Origin of the sequence: Blastococcus saxobsidens, from assembly GCF_002938435.1 — a bacterium.
GTDB lineage: Bacteria > Actinomycetota > Actinomycetes > Mycobacteriales > Geodermatophilaceae > Blastococcus > Blastococcus saxobsidens.
On record NZ_POQT01000006.1, the window covers coordinates 63,024 to 80,032 of the forward strand.

Annotated in this window: 15 protein-coding genes; 6 read left to right on the top strand and 9 right to left on the bottom strand. The window is 73.8% G+C overall.

Features of this window, described 5'->3' with window-relative positions:
• The first annotated feature begins 21 nt into the window (after positions 1–21).
• Both C5507_RS05415 and C5507_RS05420 read left to right on the top strand, forming a co-directional pair.
• Positions 22–606: a copper resistance CopC family protein gene (locus C5507_RS05415; RefSeq protein WP_104527508.1), complete on the top strand. Its 585-nt coding sequence runs from the start codon at positions 22–24 to the stop codon at positions 604–606.
• Positions 603–1,994, top strand: a complete 1,392-nt coding sequence (locus C5507_RS05420; RefSeq protein WP_104527509.1) for a copper resistance D family protein — start codon at positions 603–605, stop codon at positions 1,992–1,994. Before C5507_RS05415 ends, C5507_RS05420 begins: the two co-directional genes overlap by 4 nt.
• A gap of 101 nt (positions 1,995–2,095) precedes the next feature.
• Here C5507_RS05420 and metH read toward each other — a convergent pair whose 3' ends face one another.
• Complete coding sequence (metH, locus tag C5507_RS05425; RefSeq protein WP_165400436.1) at positions 2,096–5,896, bottom strand: methionine synthase; 3,801 nt, start codon at positions 5,894–5,896, stop codon at positions 2,096–2,098.
• 191 nt (positions 5,897–6,087) lie between these two features.
• Here metH and C5507_RS05430 point away from each other — a divergent pair, with 191 nt between their 5' ends.
• Positions 6,088–6,960: a PAC2 family protein gene (locus tag C5507_RS05430; protein WP_242611026.1), complete on the top strand. Its 873-nt coding sequence runs from the start codon at positions 6,088–6,090 to the stop codon at positions 6,958–6,960.
• A gap of 24 nt (positions 6,961–6,984) precedes the next feature.
• On the opposite strand, the gene C5507_RS05435 is transcribed toward C5507_RS05430, so the two are convergent.
• The gene (locus tag C5507_RS05435; RefSeq protein WP_104527511.1) at positions 6,985–8,037 is read right to left on the bottom strand and encodes an HD domain-containing protein; all 1,053 of its coding nucleotides are present in this window, start codon (positions 8,035–8,037) and stop codon (positions 6,985–6,987) included.
• Complete coding sequence (gene mshC / locus C5507_RS05440) at positions 8,034–9,290, bottom strand: cysteine--1-D-myo-inosityl 2-amino-2-deoxy-alpha-D-glucopyranoside ligase (protein WP_104527512.1); 1,257 nt, start codon at positions 9,288–9,290, stop codon at positions 8,034–8,036. The genes C5507_RS05435 and mshC overlap by 4 nt, the downstream gene beginning before the upstream one ends.
• A gap of 60 nt (positions 9,291–9,350) precedes the next feature.
• Between mshC and C5507_RS05445 the strand changes: the two genes are divergently transcribed.
• Complete coding sequence (locus tag C5507_RS05445; RefSeq protein ID WP_104527513.1) at positions 9,351–10,067, top strand: maleylpyruvate isomerase family mycothiol-dependent enzyme; 717 nt, start codon at positions 9,351–9,353, stop codon at positions 10,065–10,067.
• On the opposite strand, the gene C5507_RS05450 is transcribed toward C5507_RS05445, so the two are convergent.
• The 6 genes from C5507_RS05450 to C5507_RS05475 form a co-directional block, all read right to left on the bottom strand.
• The gene (locus C5507_RS05450) at positions 10,068–10,265 is read right to left on the bottom strand and encodes a hypothetical protein (protein WP_104527514.1); all 198 of its coding nucleotides are present in this window, start codon (positions 10,263–10,265) and stop codon (positions 10,068–10,070) included.
• A 46-nt stretch (positions 10,266–10,311) separates the two neighbouring features.
• Entirely contained in the window at positions 10,312–10,698 is a 387-nt protein-coding gene (locus C5507_RS05455) for a VOC family protein (protein WP_104527515.1), read from the bottom strand.
• 195 nt (positions 10,699–10,893) lie between these two features.
• Positions 10,894–11,646 carry an SCO1664 family protein gene (locus C5507_RS05460; RefSeq protein ID WP_104527516.1) on the bottom strand — a complete coding sequence of 251 codons (753 nt, stop codon included), beginning with the start codon at positions 11,644–11,646 and terminating at the stop codon, positions 10,894–10,896.
• Between the two features lie 13 nt (positions 11,647–11,659).
• Positions 11,660–12,211: a DUF3090 family protein gene (locus C5507_RS05465; protein ID WP_104527517.1), complete on the bottom strand. Its 552-nt coding sequence runs from the start codon at positions 12,209–12,211 to the stop codon at positions 11,660–11,662.
• A 63-nt stretch (positions 12,212–12,274) separates the two neighbouring features.
• Positions 12,275–12,973, bottom strand: a complete 699-nt coding sequence (locus tag C5507_RS05470) for a histidine phosphatase family protein (protein ID WP_104527518.1) — start codon at positions 12,971–12,973, stop codon at positions 12,275–12,277.
• A gap of 41 nt (positions 12,974–13,014) precedes the next feature.
• Entirely contained in the window at positions 13,015–13,857 is an 843-nt protein-coding gene (locus C5507_RS05475; RefSeq protein WP_104527519.1) for an undecaprenyl-diphosphate phosphatase, read from the bottom strand.
• Between the two features lie 160 nt (positions 13,858–14,017).
• On the opposite strand from C5507_RS05475, the gene C5507_RS05480 reads away from it, so the two are divergent.
• Positions 14,018–14,998, top strand: coding sequence for an aldo/keto reductase (locus C5507_RS05480; RefSeq protein ID WP_104527520.1), 981 nt, complete (start codon positions 14,018–14,020; stop codon positions 14,996–14,998).
• Entirely contained in the window at positions 14,995–17,004 is a 2,010-nt protein-coding gene (locus C5507_RS05485) for an AAA family ATPase (protein WP_104527521.1), read from the top strand. Before C5507_RS05480 ends, C5507_RS05485 begins: the two co-directional genes overlap by 4 nt.
• Positions 17,005–17,009: the final 5 nt, after the last annotated feature.

Sequence of the window (17,009 nt, forward strand, 5' to 3'; positions counted from 1 at the left end):
CCTCCGGTGCGAACATCGAGCATGACTGCTTCGCGATCGGCCGGTCGAGGCCACTCCCCCGGACGGCGGGTGGGCCAGGCGCTGCTCGGCATGGCCGCGACCGCGCTGATCGTGGGCACCGGACCCTCCGTGGCCCTCGCCCACGACGGACTGGTCAGCACCACGCCGGCCCCGGCCGAGACGGTGAGCACCGCGCCGTCGGCCGTCGAACTCCGGTTCACCGGGGAACCGCTGCCGCTGGGCACCCAGGTGCTGGTGAGCGGACCGGACGGCGCCCCGGTGTCGGAGGGCCCTGCCGAGATCCGCGACACCGCGGTCGTCCAGCCGGTGCGGGACGCGCTCCCGGCGGGCGCCTACCGGGTGGAGTGGCGCAGCACCTCCTCCGACGGGCACCCGCTGTCGGGAACGTACGACTTCACCGTCACCGAGGCCGCCGCCTCCGCGCCTGCCTCCGCGCCCGCCGCCGCCGCCGAGCCGGTCCTGGAGCCGGCCCGGGCCGACGCTCCTCAGGACGCCGGGCTCCCCGCCGTCTATCCGCTGGCCGGCGTCGGCCTGCTCGGCGCCCTCGGCGTCCTGACCGCCCGTCGGCTGCGCAGGCGGTCGTGACCCGCGGCGGGCCGGCGACCCTGCTGACCCCCGAGGGCCGATCCCCGGCCCGAGCGGAGCAGGAGGCACGGCTGCCGTGGACGGCGCCTGCACTGGCCGCCACCGGCGTCGCGCTGGTCGCCGTCGTCCTGGCGGCGCTCACCGTCGGCGGTGGCGGTCCCGAGGGCGGGCACCCCCTGGCCGGTCCCGGCGCCCTGGTCGAAGGTCTGGCGCCGATCGCCGCCCTGGCCGCGCGGATCGCCGCCGTGGGCACCGTCGGCACTCTGGTCTTCGCCGCCGTCCTCCTGCCCGGGACCCCCGAGGCCCGCCGGGCGCTCGGCGCCGCCTCGTCGTGGGCGCTGGCCTGGGCCGGGACCACCGCGCTCGGGGCCGTCCTGACCGTGAGCCTCCTGGTGGGCCGGTCGCCGGCCTCGCTGCCCTGGTCGTCGCTGCAGGTCTACCTCCTCGACACCGGCGCCGGCCGGGCCACGCTGGTCGTGCTGGCGCTCGCCGCCGTCCTCGTCCCCGCGGCCCGACGGTGCCGCACCCCGGCAGGTGCCCGGCTGCTGCTGGCCGTCGCGGCGGCGGCACTGCTCGCCCCGGTCGTGCTCAGCGGGCACTCCTCGGCCGCGGACGACCACCTGGCCGCCGTCACCACGCTCGGCGTGCACGTGCTGGCCGCGGCCGTCTGGGTCGGCGGGTTGCTCGCGCTGCTCGTCCACGGCCGAGGCAGCGGGACGGCGGCGTCGGCGGCCTCCCGGTTCAGCGGTGTGGCGCTGGTCTGCTTCCTCGCCACCGCGGTCACCGGCGTGCTCGCCGCGTGGTTCGTGCTGGGCGGCACGGAGGCGCTCCTGGCGGCGGCCGGCACCGGCTACGGCTGGCTGCTGGTGGGCAAGACCGCCGGCCTGGTCGCCCTCGGCGTGCTCGGCTGGCAGCACCGCCGGCGCACCCTCCCCCGGCTCCGGGCCGGCGATCGGCGCAGCTTCCGCCGGTTCGCCACCGGAGAGGTGCTGGTCATGCTGGCGACCGTGGCCCTGGCGGTGGGGTTGGCGGGTTCCCCTCCCCCGGCCGGCGCCGCACCGGTACCTGGCACCGCGGCCCAGGAGCCGGCCGCCCCGGCGGGCGCGGCGGGCGACCCGATGGCCGGCCACGACCACGGGGAGCTCTCGGTCGGCGTGCTCGTCGACGAGGAACGTTTCCACGTCGCCGCGCCGGTCGCCGCCGGCTCGCGGGTGACCGTGTTCAACGGCACCGGCCAGGACGTGACGCTGACCGCCGAGGACGGCGCGTTCGACGTCGCCGTCCCCGGGGGCAGCCTGCTGACCTTCCAGGCCCCGGCGCAGCCCGGCGAGTACCGCTTCGCCAGCAGCCACGACGCCGGCTTCACCGACGTCCTGGTCGTCCAGTGAGTTGATGGAACGGCCCTGGTGACGAGCTGGAACGGCCCCGTCCCGAGGCTCGTCGCGAGCTTGCGAGCGATGAGGAGGACGGGGTCCTTCTGCGGGGTCCTTCACTCGTCCTCGGTGCGGTAGCCGAGATTCGGCGACAGCCAGCGCTCCGCCTCGTCCACGGTCCAGCCCTTGCGGCGGGCGTAGTCCTCGACCTGGTCCCGGCCGACCCTGCCCAGCACGAAGTACCGCGACTGCGGGTGCGAGAAGTACAGCCCGCTGACCGCGGCGCCCGGCCACATGGCCATGCTCTCGGTGAGCTCGATGCCGGTGTTCGCCTCGACGTCCAGCAGGTCCCAGATCGTCTGCTTCTCGGTGTGCTCCGGGCAGGCGGGGTAGCCCGGTGCCGGCCGGATGCCGCGGTACTTCTCGGCGATCAAGGAGTCGTTGTCCAGCGACTCGTCGGCGGCGTAGCCCCAGAACTCGCGGCGCACCCGCTCGTGCAGCCGCTCGGCGAACGCCTCGGCCAGCCGGTCGGCCAGCGCCTCGAGCATGATCGCGCTGTAGTCGTCGTTGTCCTTCTTGAACGCCGTGACCCGTTCGGCGGACCCCAGGCCGGCGGTGACGGCGAAGGCGCCGACGTGGTCGCGCAGGCCCGTGTCCCGGGGTGCCACGAAGTCCGCCAGCGACTTGCGCGGCGAGCCGTCGCGGCCTTCCGTCTGCTGCCGCAGCTGGTGCAGGACCGTCCGGACCTCGGTGCGCGACTCGTCGGTGTAGACCTCGATGTCGTCGCCCTCGACCTGGTTGGCCGGGAACAGACCGAAGACGCCGCTGGCCCGCAGCCACTGCTCGTCGACGATCCGGTCCAGCATCTGCTGGGCGTCGTCGTACAGCCGGCGCGCGGCCTCGCCGGTGCTCGGGTTGTGCAGGATGTCGGGGAATCGGCCCCGCATCTCCCAGGCGTTGAAGAACGGCTGCCAGTCGATGTAGGGGCGCAGCTCCTCGAGCGGGTAGTCGGGGAACGTCTTCACGAACTGGGTGCCGGCGTCGTGCCGGTGGCCGCACGAGGGTCCGGCGCAGACGTCCTTGGTCTGCTGCAGCAGCATCCGCGGTCGCGGCGGCGCGTAGGCGGTCCAGTCGATCGGCGTGGCCGCGGCCCGCGCGGTGGCGATGGGCAGCAGCTTCCGGCTGTCCTGGCGGGCGGCGTGCCGCTCGCGCAGCGCCGCGTAGTCGGCGTCGGTCTCGGCCAGCAGCTTGGGCCGCTGTTCGTCCGACAGCAGCGCGGCGACCACCGGCACCGAGCGGGACGCGTCCTTCACCCAGATGACCGGTCCGTGGTACTTCTGCGCGATCTTCACCGCCGTGTGCGCGCGCGAGGTCGTGGCCCCACCGATGAGCAGCGGGATCTCGAAGCCCTGCCGCTCCATCTCCGAGGCGAGGGTGACCATCTCGTCCAGCGACGGCGTGATCAGCCCGGACAGGCCGATGACGTCGGCGCCCTCGGCCTTGGCGGCATCCAGGATCTTCTGCGGCGGCACCATGACGCCGAGGTCGACGACGTCGTAGTTGTTGCACTGCAGCACGACGCCGACGATGTTCTTGCCGATGTCGTGGACGTCGCCCTTCGCCGTCGCCATGACGACCTTGCCGTTCGAGCGCTCGACGTCGCCCGGCTGCTTCTCGGCCTCGATGTAGGGGATCAGGTAGGCGACGGCCTTCTTCATCACCCGGGCGGACTTCACCACCTGCGGCAGGAACATCTTCCCGGCGCCGAACAGGTCGCCGACGACGTTCATGCCGTCCATCAGCGGTCCCTCGATGACCTCGATGGGCCGGCCCCCGCGCTCGGCGATCTCGGCGCGCAGCTCCTCGGTGTCGCTCTCGGCGAACTCGTCGATGCCCTTCACCAGGGCGTGGGTGATCCGCTCCCCCACCGGCAGCGACCGCCACTCCTCGGTGGCCACCTCCTTGACCGAGCCGTCACCGGCGAAGTCCCCGGCGATCTCCAGCAGGCGCTCGGTGCTGTCCGGGCGGCGGTTGAGGATCACGTCCTCGATCCGCTCGCGCAGCAGCTCGGGCACCTCGCTGTAGACCTCGAGCTGGCCGGCGTTGACGATCGCCATGTCCAGGCCCGCGGCGATCGCGTGGTACAGGAAGACGGAGTGGATCGCCTCGCGCACCGGGTTGTTGCCGCGGAAGGAGAAGGAGACGTTCGAGACGCCGCCGGAGACCAGCGCCCCCGGCAGGTTCTGCTTGATCCAGCGGGTGGACTCGATGAAGTCCAGGCCGTAGTTGGCGTGCTCCTCGATGCCGGTGGCGACGGCGAAGATGTTCGGGTCGAAGATGATGTCCTCGATCGGGAACCCGACCTGCTCGACCAGGATGTCGTAGGCGCGCCGGCAGATCTGCGTGCGGCGCTCGAGGTTGTCCCCCTGGCCGTCCTCGTCGAACGCCATGACCACCACCGCGGCGCCGTACTTGCGGCACAGGCGGGCGTGGTGGACGAACTTCTCCTCGCCCTCCTTGAGGGAGATCGAGTTGACGATCGCCTTGCCCTGGATGTTCTTGAGGCCGGCCTCCATCACCTCCCACTTGGAGGAGTCGACCATCACCGGCACGCGGGAGATGTCGGGCTCGGCGGCGATCAGCTTCGTGAAGCGGTCCATCGCCTCGACGCCGTCGATCATCCCCTCGTCCATGTTGATGTCGATGACCTGCGCCCCGGCCTCCACCTGCTGCCGCGCGACGGTGAGCGCGGTCGGGTAGTCACCGGCCTTGATCAGGTTCCGGAAGCGGGCCGAGCCGGTGATGTTGGTGCGCTCGCCGACGTTCACGAACAGCGAGTCCTCGTCGACGGTCACCGGCTCCAGGCCGGACAGCCGCAGCGCGGGGCGGACCTCGACGGGGATGCGCGGCGGCAGCCCCGCCACGGCCTGCCCGATCGCGGCGATGTGCGCCGGGGTCGTCCCGCAGCAGCCGCCCACCAGGTTCACGAAGCCGCTCTCGGCGAACTCACCGAGGATGGCGGCGGTCTCCTCGGGCGCCTCGTCGTACTCGCCGAACGCGTTGGGCAGCCCGGCGTTGGGGTAGCAGGACACGAACGTGTCGGCGACGCGCGCGATCTCCGCGATGTAGGGCCGCATCTCCTTGGCGCCCAGCGCGCAGTTGAGGCCGACCAGCAGCGGCTTGACGTGCCGGACCGAGTGCCAGAACGCCTCGGTCACCTGGCCGGACAGGGTGCGGCCGGAGGCGTCGGTGATCGTGCCGGAGATGAGCACCGGCCAGCGGCGCCCGCGCTGCTCGAACAGCGTCTCGCACGCGAAGATCGCCGCCTTGGCGTTGAGGGTGTCGAAGATCGTCTCGACCAGGAGCGCGTCCGAGCCGCCGTCGACCAGGCCGTTGGCCTGCTCGAGGTAGGCCTCCACCAGCTCGTCGAAGCCGACGTTGCGGGCCCCGGGGTCGTTGACGTCGGGTGAGATGGACGCCGTCCGGCTGGTGGGGCCGATGGCGCCGACGACGAAGCGCGGCTTCTCCGGTGTGCGGGCGGTCATCGCGTCGGCCTCGGCGCGGGCCAGCCGCGCGGAGGCGACGTTCAGCTCGTAGGCCAGCTCCTGCATGCCGTAGTCCGACAGCGAGATCGTCGTGGCGTTGAAGGTGTTGGTCTCGACGAGGTCGGCGCCGGCCTCGAGATACTCGCGGTGGATGGTGGAGATGATCTGCGGCTGGGTGATGCTCAGCAGGTCGTTGTTGCCCTGCACGTCGCTGGGCCAGTCGGCGAACCGCTCCCCGCGGTAGCCGGCCTCGTCGGGACGGTCGCGCTGGATCGCCGTCCCCATGGCGCCGTCGAGCACCAGGATGCGCTGCCTCAGCAGCGCCGTCAGCTGGTCGGTGACATCCGGACGGAGGGTGGGTGACTCGGACACAGGGTTCCCCAGTGGGTCTCTCGATGGGCGTGCGGGCCTTGCGCTCCGTCACCCCGGCGGGCTGGCCCAGGCCTGGGCGTTCCCGATGTCACCCAGCATCGTCTCACCTCGGCGGGCGCCGGCACAGCAGGCCCGGTCGAGCGGCCCCGTGCGCGCATCCGGAGCGGAGGGATCGACGTAGGCTGGCAGGGGTGACCGATCCGATGTCCAGCACCGATGACCTTCCGCAGCTCACCGACCCGGTGGTCGTGGCCGCGTTCGAGGGCTGGAACGACGCCGGGGACGCCGCCACGGGCGCCGTGGAGCACCTGGAGCTGATCTGGGACGCGAAGCCGCTGGCCGCACTGGACCCCGAGGACTACTACGACTTCCAGGTCAACCGGCCCACCGTCTCTCTGGTCGACGGGGTGAGCCGGCGCATCGAGTGGCCCACCACGCGCATCTCCGTCGCCCGCCCCGAGGGCCTCGAGCGCGACGTCGTGCTGATCCGCGGCATCGAGCCCAACATGCGGTGGCGCAGCTTCTGCGACGAGCTCATCGAGATCCTGCGGGAGCTCGACGCCGGGATGGTCGTTGCGCTGGGCGCCCTGCTGGCCGACACCCCGCACACCCGCCCGACCCCCGTCACCGGCTCGGCCTACGACGCGGAGTCCGCCCGGGCCTATTCGCTGGAGACCTCGCGCTACGAGGGTCCCACCGGCATCCTCGGCGTCTTCCAGGACGCCTGCGTGCAGGCCGGCCTGCCGGCGGTCAGCTTCTGGGCCGCCGTTCCGCACTACGTGTCCCAGCCGCCGTCGCCCCGGGCCACCGTGGCCCTGCTGCAGCGGATCGAGGAGGTCCTGGAGACGACCGTGCCGCTGGGTGCGCTCCCCCAGCAGGCCGACGAGTGGGTCAAGACCGTCGACGAGATGGCCAACGAGGACGCCGAGGTCGTCGAGTACGTGCGCTCGCTCGAGGAGCGGGCCACCGAGGACGACCTGTCCCGGGCCAACGGCGACACGATCGCCCGGGAGTTCGAGCGCTACCTCCGCCGTCGCGGTGGGGGTTCCGCCGGCGGTTCCTGAGTCCCGGCGCATGGCCGGCCGCCGTCAGCGCTCCGCCAGCAGCGGGCGCATCTGCGCCGACGCGTCGGCGTCGAACAGCCGGTCGTGGGTGGCCAGCGCGAAGCGGTCGGTCATGCCCGACACGTAGTCGACGACCTGGGTCAGGACCTCGGCCTCGGTGTCCCGGTAGGAGCCGGGCACCAGCTGCGGGTGCGCCAGGTGGTGGTCGACCAGGCGGCGGATGACGTCGACGGCGACGTGCTTCTGCCCGGCCGCCACGTCGGAGGCGTAGACCCGGGCGAACATGAAGTCGCGCAGCTCGTGCATCGCCTCCAGCGCGTCCGGGGCCATGACGACGGCCCCGGCGGTGTTCGCGGCGGACAGGGAGCCGGCGACGACGGCGTCGATCATCGCGCCCACCATCTGGCTGCCCGGCTGCCCGAAGACGGCGACGGCGCGGGCGGGCAGGTCGGCGGCGCGGATGACCCCGGCGCGGGCGGCGTCCAGGGCGTCGTGGGACAGGTAGCCGATCCGGTCGGCGTAGCGCACGCACTCGGCCTCGCGGGTGGCCGGCGGAGGGTCGATCTTCCAGCTGTGGGCGCGGATGCCGTCGCGGACCTCCCAGGTGAGGTTGAGGTCCTCCAGCACCTCGACGATCCGCACGCCCTGGGCTGCGTGGTGCCACCCGCCGGGCACGTAGGGGTCGAACGCCTCCTCGCCGATGTGCCCGAACGGCGAGTGCCCGACGTCGTGGCCGAGCGCGATGGCTTCGGCGAGGGACTCGTTGAGGCCCAGCCCGCGCGCCAGCGACCGGGCCACCTGGGTGACCTGCAGCGTGTGCGTGAGGCGGGTGACGAAGTGGTCGCCGTCGGGGTTCAGGAAGACCTGCGTCTTGTGCTTGAGCCGGCGGAACGCCTTGGCGTGCAGGATCCGGTCCCGGTCCCGCTCGAAGGCGGTCCGCAGCGCGTCCTCCGGCTCCGGTCGCACCCGCCCCCGGGAGGCGGCCGCCCGGGCCGCCGACGGCGCGAGCTGCTCCTCGGCGTGCTCGCGGGCGGCGCGGTCGGTCAGCCGGAAGGGGCCGGCGGGCGCGCTGCTCATCCGCAGTCGCCCAGGTCGACGCCGAGGAGGGCGTCCACGGCGTCGCAGATGACCTGCGGCGCCTGCTCCTCGAGGTCGTCCGCGTCGGCGGCCAGCGTCCGTGCCGCCCACTCGTCGACCAGTGCGATGGCGCCGGCGCTGTCCAGGTCGTCGGAGAGCCGCTCGCGAAGCCCCTTCAGCACCGGCCCGGCGGGTGCGCCGGCATCGCGCGCGACCGCGCGCCGCCAGGTGCCCAGCCGCCGCTCGGCCGCCCGCAGGAGGTCGGAGGTCCAGGCCCGGTCGGTGCGGTAGTGACCGGAGAGCAGCGCCAGCCGGATCGCCATCGGGTCGACGCCCTCGCCGCGCAGCTTGGACACGAACACCAGGTTGCCCCGGCTCTTGCTCATCTTCTCGCCGTCGAGCCCGATCATCGCCGCGTGCACGTACGCCTTGGCGAACGGCTTCGTGCCCGCGAGCGCCTCGGCGTGGGCGGCGGAGAACTCGTGGTGCGGGAACACCAGGTCGCTGCCGCCACCCTGGACGTCGAAGCCCATGCCGATGGTGTCCAGGGCGATCGTGGCGCACTCGATGTGCCAGCCGGGCCGCCCCTCGGCCCCTCGGGGGCCGGGCCACGTCGGCTCGCCCTCGCGCCGCCCGCGCCACAGCAGCGGATCGAGCCGGTTGCGCTTGCCGGAGCGGTCGGGGTCGCCCCCGCGCTCGGCGAAGAACCGGAGCATCGTGGCCTCGTCGTAGCGGGACTCGCTGCCGAACCCGGGCGCCTGGGCGACGTCGTGGTAGACGTCTCCGGTGCCGTCGTCGAGCACGTAGGCCAGCCCCGCGTCGAGCAGCTGCTCGATCTGCGCCACGATCAGCGGGATGGCCTCCACGGCACCGACGTAGTCCTCCGGGGGCAGCACGCGCAACGCCGTCATGTCCTCGCGGAACAGCGCCGTCTCGCGCATGCCGAGCACGACCCAGTCCTCGTTGTCGCGGTCGGCGCGCTCGAGCAGCGGATCGTCGACGTCGGTGACGTTCTGGACGTAGTGGACGGCGTGGCCGGCGTCGCGCCACATGCGGTTGATCAGGTCGAAGGCCAGGTAGGTGGCGGCGTGCCCGAGGTGCGTCGCGTCGTAGGGGGTGATGCCGCAGACGTACATCCGGGCCGTGCGGTCGGGGGTCGTCGCGACGATCTCGCCCCGGGCGGTGTCGTAGACCTTGAGCACGGGGCCGGTTCCGGGCAGGGTCGGCAGCAGCGGAGCGGGCCAGGAGAGCACGGCACGAGCCTAGAGCGCAGGTCCGACGACGTTCGGTCCGGCGGGCGGACGAGGAGCAGCATGGAGCTCGACGAGTACCTTCCGGCCCTGCAGCGGACGAACGCGCGGTTCGCCGACGCCGCCGCCGAGGCGGTCCTGGCGCGCGGCTGGGCCTCCCGGGTTCACGGCTGCCCGGGGTGGTCGCTGGCCGACCTGGTGTGGCACCTCGCCGAGGTGCAGCACTTCTGGGCGTGGGTGGTGCGCACCCGGGCGGTCGACCCCGCCACCTACGTCGAGCCGCGGCGGCACCCGGACGACGAGCTGCTCGGCTACCTCTCCGCGCAGAGCGCCGAGCTGGAGACGGCGCTGGCCGGCGCCGACCCGGCCGAGCGGGTGTGGACCTGGGCGCCCCGCCAGGACGTGGCCTTCGTGCTGCGCCGTCAGCTGCAGGAGGCCACGGTGCACACGGTCGACGTCGAGCAGGTGCTGGGCGACGTCCGGCCGATCCCGGCCGACGTGGGGCTGGACGGCCTGGACGAGTGGCTGGAGGTCATGGTGCCCGGCGCACTGCCCCAGGGGCCGCCGGAGGACGCACACCCCGTCGTCCTGCACGCGGTGGACGCCGACGCCGAGCGCACCCTCTTCCCCGGATCGAGACCCTTCCCGATCGCCGCGCTCACCGGGACCGCCGGCGACCTGCTGCTGGCCGTGTGGCGCCGGGTGCCGCTGGAAGTGCTCACCGTGGACGGCGACGGACTGCAGGCCGCCGCCATGATCGATCTCGTCACGCTGGAGTAGCTACTGCTGCCTCCGCCCGGGGCTCTCGCGTGACCACTCGCGGCCCAGTAGCAACGCGCTGGCGAGCGCCAGGAACCCCAGCGTCCCGCCGACCCAGTTCCCGAGGGTCTCGTCCACGAGCAGGCTGAGCACGATCTTCGCGGCGAGCCCGGACAACCACAGGCCGACCGGCACTTTCCACGTCCTGACGCGGAGCATGGCGCCCTCCTCCGGTGCTCGGCTGCGGGGGCGGCACGTTACCGGCTCACGGCCAGCTCACCGCGTGGCGGTCGAACTCCTCGCCGGTCTGGATGCCGACCACGCAGAACACCAGGCCGGCCGGGTCGAGCAGCTGCCAGAACGAGCCCATGTCCCGGTGCCTCCTCGCGCCCAGCCCCTCCAGGCGGGCGATCTCGGCGGGGATGTCGTCGGTCTCGATGTCGACGTGCCAGCGCGGCGGCGTCCCCTCGCCGGTCCGCTGGACCTCGACGTGGAACCCGTCGGCGAAGGAGCCGAGCGAGGCCCACGTCTCGTCGTCCGGGTCCGGCGTCGCGGAGCGGCCGGTGGCCCCGGCCCAGAAGCTCCGTCCGGCAGCGTGGTGCTCCGGCGGCAGGTCGAGCAGCAGGATCGACAGACGGCTCCGATGCGGCATGGGCGCACCCTAGGACGGGCCGATGACATCGAGATCCGTGGCGAGCCGGTCTCCCGTGGCGGGGCCACCGGCCTCAGCCCGATCTCGGCGCCCGGATACCCGCGTTCGTGCGCATGCGAGCGGCTTCGCAGCCTGCGAAAACGACGCGCATGCGCACGGGCGCGGCCGACAGCGGCCCTGTCGGTGGGCGGGGGCTCAGAACGGCGGCCAGGGAAGGGCGGGCCACTCGCCACTCGGCTCGGGGTGCCGCCCGGTGCGCAGCAGGTCGGCCACCCGCCGCTGGGTGCAGCGCACCTCGGTCCGGGTGAGGTGCTCGTGCAGCTGCTCCCCGAGCTCGCCGCGCAGCCCGTCGGCCAGCCGCTCGAGCACCGCCAGCGCCTCGGCGGGCAGCGGCGTGCCGGCCCAGCGCCACAGCAGGGTGCGCAGCTTCGGGTCGACGGAGAAGCAGATGCCGTGGTCGACGCCGTGCACGTGGCCGTCGGGCATCGGGATGATGTGGCCGCCCTTGCGGTCGGCGTTGTTCACCACCGCGTCGAAGACGGCCATGCGGCGCAGCGCGGCGTCGTCCCGGCGGACGAAGGCGGCCAGGTCGACGTCGGGGTCGCCGTCCACCCACAGCTGCACCATGCCGGGGCCGAACGGGCCCTCCCGGAGCACCGTCGGCGGGACGATCCGCCAGCCGGTGGCCTCCGAGACCAGGAAGGCGGAGATCTCGCGGCCGGCGAGCGTGCCGTCGGGGAAGTCCCACAGCGGGCGCTCCCCCGCCACCGGCTTGTAGACGCACTCCGCGGCGAGGTCCCCGTGCCGGATGGCGCCGACGAGCGTCACGTTCGACGCGTCGAGCATCCGCCCCTCGAGGTCGATGACCCCGTGGGTGAGCAGCTCGTGCGCTTCGGCGTCGTCGGTGGGCGGGCGCAGGTCGGAGGCCTCGGCGGGCAGCTCGCTCATCGGAGGCCGCCGCTCAGCGGCGGTAGCCGTTCTGCCGGGGGCACACGTGGCCCACCGGGTCCAGAGGCAGCGAGCACAGCGGGCAAGCCGGGCGGCCGGCGGCGACCACGCGGCGGGCGCGGGCGATGAACGCGCGCGCCGCCTGGGGCGTGATGGTCACCCGCAGCGCGTCGGGGCCCTCGTCGCTGTCGGAGAGGATCGCGTCCTCCTCGATCGGCTCCTCGCCCGCGGCCACGGCCTCCACGACGACCGCCTCCGCGGTGCCGTCCCAGGCCAGGCCCATGGCGGCGACGCGGAACTCCTCGTCGACCGGCGCGGTGAGCGGCTCCAGGTCGTCGACGTCGGACTCGGCCGGGATGACGCCGCCGGCCCGGTTGCTCACCTCGTCGAGCAGGTCGTCCATCCGGTCGGCGAGCACCTGGACCTGGGTCTTCTCCAGCGCGACGCTCACGGTGCGGCCGGTGTCGTCACTGGCCTGGAGGTAGAACGTCCGGTCCCCTGGCTGGCCCACCGTCCCTGCGACGAAACGGCTGGGGCGATCGAAGAGATGGACCTGACGGGGCACGCGCCCAGGTTACGCGGGCGCGGCGACCGCCCGCCGGTGGCGAGCCGGTCGGAAAGATCGACGTCAGACGGGTGCGCCCGCGCCCCCGCCCACCACGGCGTCGGAGGAGGCCTTGCGCCGGCGGCCCTTGCGGGTAGGGCGGATCAGCGCCGAGACGTCGCCGCCGGTGTCGTTGACCCGGGACACGAACGGCCGGGTGTCGGTGTAGGTGATCACCGAGAGGGAGGCCGGGTCGACGACGATCCGCTGGAACTGGTCCAGGTGCAGGCCCAGCGCGTCGGCGAGGACCGCCTTGATCACGTCACCGTGGCTGCAGGCCAGCCACACGGCGTCGGGACCCAGGCGGGCGTTCCACTCGCGGACGGCGGCCACGGCCCGCGCCTGCGTCTGGGCCAGCCCCTCCCCCTCCGGGCCCGGGAAGACGGCGGCCGACGGGTGCTGCTGGACGACCTTCCACAGCGGTTCCTTGGCCAGCTCCTTGATGGTGCGGCCGGTCCAGTCGCCGTAGCGCGCCTCGCCGAGCCGGTCGTCGGCCTGCAGCTCGAGGTCGCGACCGGCGAGCACCGCGCCGGCGGTCTGCCGGCAGCGCTCCAGGGGGCTGCTGACGACGGCGGCCAGCGGCACCTTCGCCAGGCGCTCCCCCACCGCCTGCACCTGCGCCTGGCCGGTGTCGTCCAGCTGCACCCCCGGCATCCAGCCGGCGAGCACCCCGCCGGCGTTGGCGGTGGTGCGGCCGTGCCGGAGGAGGAGAACGGTGGTCACCCACCGGAGCCTATGCGCCCGCGTCGCGCCGCCGGTCGGCGTCAGCTCGCGCCGGAAGCCGGGTCGAGGACGCCGGCGAACACCAGGCCGAGGATCAGCAGGCCCAGCACGATGCGGTAGACGACGAACGGCGCGAAGCTGCCGCGGTCCAGGTAGCGCAGCAGCCACGCGATCACGGTCAGCCCGACGCCGAAGCCGATGACGGTGGCGAGCAGGGTCGGCCCCCACGACACGCCCTGGCCGGCGACGTCGCCGGTGAGCGCCTCGTAGGCCTGGAAGAGCCCGGAGCCGAGGACGGCGGGGATGGCGAGCAGGAACGAGTAGCGCGCCGCGGCCGCCCGCGAGTAGCCCAGGAAGAGCCCGGCGGTGATCGTGCCGCCGGAGCGGGAGACGCCGGGGATGAGCGCCATGGCCTGGGCGAACCCGTAGCCGATGCCGTGCGGGACCGTGAGCTGGTCGAGCTCGCGCCGCTTCGCGCCGACGCGGTCGGCCCAGAAGAGGATCAGCGAGAAGAGGATCAGTGCGGTTGCGACGATCCGCAGGTCGCGGAACGTCGTCTCGATGTCGTCCTGGAACAGCAGGCCCAGCACGACGATCGGCAGGCTGCCGATGATGATCAGCCAGCCCATGCGGGCGTCGGGATCACCCTTCCGCCGGCCGCCCAGCGAGGCCACCCAGGCGGTGATGATCCGCCAGATGTCATGCCGGAAGTACAGCAGGACGGCGGCCTCGGTCCCGATCTGGATGATCGCGGTGAACGCCGCGCCCGGGTCGTCCCAGCCGAACGCCTCGCCCACGAGCCGGAGGTGCGCGCTGGAGGAGATCGGCAGGAACTCGGTGAGCCCCTGCACGAGCCCGAGGACGACCGCTTCGACCCACCCCATGTCAGCGCCCCGCGCAGGGAGGGGTGGCGATCGGGCGGTGGAGGGAGCGTCCGGGCACGACCGGGAACCTTAGGCGGCCCGCCGGGAGGGCACGGCGCGGCGCCCCGAGCGACCGGTGGTCCTCGGTGCGGATCCGGCGTCGCCGGTAGGTTTGCCGGTCGTGGAGCAACGGGCGCTGGGTCGCAGCGGACTGGTCGTGTCCCGGCTCGCGCTGGGCACGATGACGTGGGGCGGCGACACCGACGAGGACGAGGCCGCCATGCAGCTCACGGCCTTCGTCGACGCCGGCGGCACGCTGGTCGACACCGCGGACGTCTACTGCGAGGGCGAGAGCGAGCGGATCCTCGGCCACCTGCTGGCCGACGTCGTCCCGCGCTCCGACGTGATCGTCGCGACCAAGGCGGCGGGGCGGACGAGCCCCGGGCCGATGGGCCGCGGGTCGTCGCGGGGGCACTTGATCTCAGCGCTGGACGCCTCCCTGGAGCGGCTGGGCCTGGACTACGTCGACCTGTGGCAGCTGCACGCCTGGGACGACGCGACCCCGCTGGAGGAGACGCTCACCGCGTGCGACCTCGCCGTCTCCTCGGGGCGGGCACGCTACATCGGCATCAGCAACTACACCGGCTGGCAGACCGCCCAGGCCGCCACCTGGCAGAAGGCGTGGCCCGGGCGCACCCCGCTGGTCAGCACGCAGCTGGAGTACTCGCTGCTGCAGCGGGGCGTGGAGCGCGAGGCCGTGCCGGCCGCCGAGGCGCTCGGCCTGGGCGTCCTGGCCTGGTCCCCGCTGGGCCGCGGCATCCTCACCGGCAAGTACCGGCACAGCACGCCGTCGGAGTCCCGGGGCGCCTCGCAGCAGTGGCAGGGATTCATCGACGGCCTGCGCTCGGCGAAGTCCGACCGCATCGTCGAGGCCGTCATCACCGCTGCCGACGGGCTGGGTACCACCCCGCTGGCCGTCGCGCTGGCCTGGGTGCGCGACCGGCCCGGCGTCGTCGCGCCGGTGGTCGGCGCCCGCACCGCCCAGCAGCTGCAGGCCTCGCTCGACGCCGACGGCGTCCGGCTGCCCGCGGCGATCCGCACGGCGCTGGAGGACGTGTCGGCCCCACCGTTCAGCTATCCCGAACGCCGGTCGGACCGGTGACCGCCGCGACCCCTTCCCCCGGCCCCGACCTGGTGTTCGCGGCGTTCTGCACCGCCGGGCTGTGGCCCGGTCTGGGCAAGCGCACCGCGGCGGAGCTGCCGGCCGCGGGCATCACCGTTCCCGAGCACGTCACCGCCGACCGGCTGGTCAAGCTCCCCAAGGTCGGCCGCCAGCGGGCCGAGCGGCTGTTCTCCAGCTTCCTGTCCGCCGCCCCCACCTACGAGGTGGTGGAGATGCTCGTCGGCGCGGGGCTGCCGGCGAAGCTCGCCGCCGGTGTGGCCGACGGCCTGGGGCCCGACGCGGCCCGCCGGCTGCGCGACGACCCGTGGGCCCTGCTCGCCCTCCCGGGCGTCACGCTCGCCGATGCGGACCGCCTGGCGATCGCCGTGCTCACGGGCGCCGACCGGCAGGACGGTCGCCGCGGCCGCGCGATCGTCGGGCTGACGCTGCGCACGGCCACCCGCGACGGGCACACGGTGCTGCCGGTCGACCTGGTGGTCGCCGCGCTGCAGGCCGAGGGGATCGCCGACCCCGCGGCCGCGATCGTGGCGGCGGTCGAGTCCGGTGACGTGCTCGACCACGAGCCGCCCGAGCCGGCGTTCGACGAGGAAGCGGACGAGCCGGCCGAGCCGGGAGAAGGGCCTCGGTCTCCCCTCCACTCGCAAGCTCGCGAGGGAACCCGGACCGAGGCCGTACGCACCCTGTCGCTGGCCCGCTTCGGCATGGCCGAGGAGGCCGTCGCCGAGAACGTCGCCCGGCTGGCCGCTTCGGCGGAGCAGATCGCCGACCCGGCCTCGGTGCGCTCGGTGGCCAAGGGCCTGGACGAGGCGCAGAAGCAGGCGGTGGCGCAGGTGCTCGGCGCGGGCGTCAGCCTGCTCACCGGCGGCCCGGGCACCGGCAAGAGCCGCACCGTCGCCTCGATCGTCAAGCTGCTGCGGGCCAAGGGCACCGACATCGCCCTGGCCGCGCCGACGGGCCGGGCGGCCAAGCGGCTGGAGGAGCTCACCGACCACCCGGCCGTGACCGTGCACCGGCTGCTCGGTGCGCAGGGCGCCTCGGGCGGGTTCACCCGCAACGAGGAATGGCCGCTGGACGCCGACGTCGTCGTCGTCGACGAGGCCTCGATGCTCGACGTCGAGCTGACCGCCGCGCTGCTGGAGGCCTGCCCCGACGGCACGCACCTGCTGCTGGTCGGCGACCCGGCGCAGCTGCCCTCGATCGGGCCCGGGCACGTGCTGGGCGACCTGATCGACTCCGGCGTCGTGCCGGTCACGGAGCTGCGCACGCTGTACCGCCAGGCCGAGGGCGGCGCGATCGCGCGGCTCGCCTCGGCGGTCCGCGGCGGCGAGCTGCCGCCGGTGGACTCACCCGACCGCGAGGTGGTCGTCGTCCCCGCACAGGGCAGCGGCGAGGCAGCCCGGCGGGTGGTCCAGCTGGTCACCGACTCCATCCCCCGGGCGCTGGGCATCGATCCCGGTGCCGTGCAGGTCGTCACCCCGGTGCACCGCGGCCCGGCCGGCACGATCGAGCTGAACAAGGCGCTGAAGGCGCAGCTCAACCCGGGCGAGGGCGCGGTGTTCGGCTTCGACCCGGGCGACCGCGTCGTCGCGACCGCCAACCACCTCGACCTCGACCCCCTCGGCTTCGCCAACGGCGAGGTCGGCGTGGTCACCGGCACCGGCGAGGGCTCGCTGACCGTCGACTTCAGCTCCGGGCCGGTCACCTGCACCGGGCAGGCGCTGTTCGACCTCCGCCACGGGTGGGCGATCACCGTGCACCGCGCGCAGGGCTCGGAGTGGCCCGGCGTGGTGGTCGTGCTGCCCCCGGAGGCCGGCGGGATGCTGTCGCGTCCGCTGGTCTACACCGCGCTCACCCGGGCGCAGAAGCACCTGTCGATCGTGCACGCCAGCGGCGCGGCGCTGGGCCGGGCGGTGCGGGACGTCGACGTCCGCCCGCGGCGCACCCGGCTGGCCGAGCTGCTGCGGGAGATCGCCGGCCAGGAGTAGCGCCC

Excerpts from the sequence above, each read along its gene's own strand:
- C5507_RS05415 (WP_104527508.1), top strand. The coding sequence starts at position 22 with ATGACTGCTTCGCGATCGGCCGGTCGAGGCCACTCCCCCGGACGGCGG.
- C5507_RS05435 (WP_104527511.1), bottom strand. The coding sequence starts at position 8,037 with ATGAGCAGCGCGCCCGCCGGCCCCTTCCGGCTGACCGACCGCGCCGCC.
- C5507_RS05445 (WP_104527513.1), top strand. The coding sequence starts at position 9,351 with ATGGAGCTCGACGAGTACCTTCCGGCCCTGCAGCGGACGAACGCGCGG.
- C5507_RS05450 (WP_104527514.1), bottom strand. The coding sequence starts at position 10,265 with ATGCTCCGCGTCAGGACGTGGAAAGTGCCGGTCGGCCTGTGGTTGTCC.
- C5507_RS05455 (WP_104527515.1), bottom strand. The coding sequence starts at position 10,698 with ATGCCGCATCGGAGCCGTCTGTCGATCCTGCTGCTCGACCTGCCGCCG.
- C5507_RS05460 (WP_104527516.1), bottom strand. The coding sequence starts at position 11,646 with ATGAGCGAGCTGCCCGCCGAGGCCTCCGACCTGCGCCCGCCCACCGAC.
- C5507_RS05475 (WP_104527519.1), bottom strand. The coding sequence starts at position 13,857 with ATGGGGTGGGTCGAAGCGGTCGTCCTCGGGCTCGTGCAGGGGCTCACC.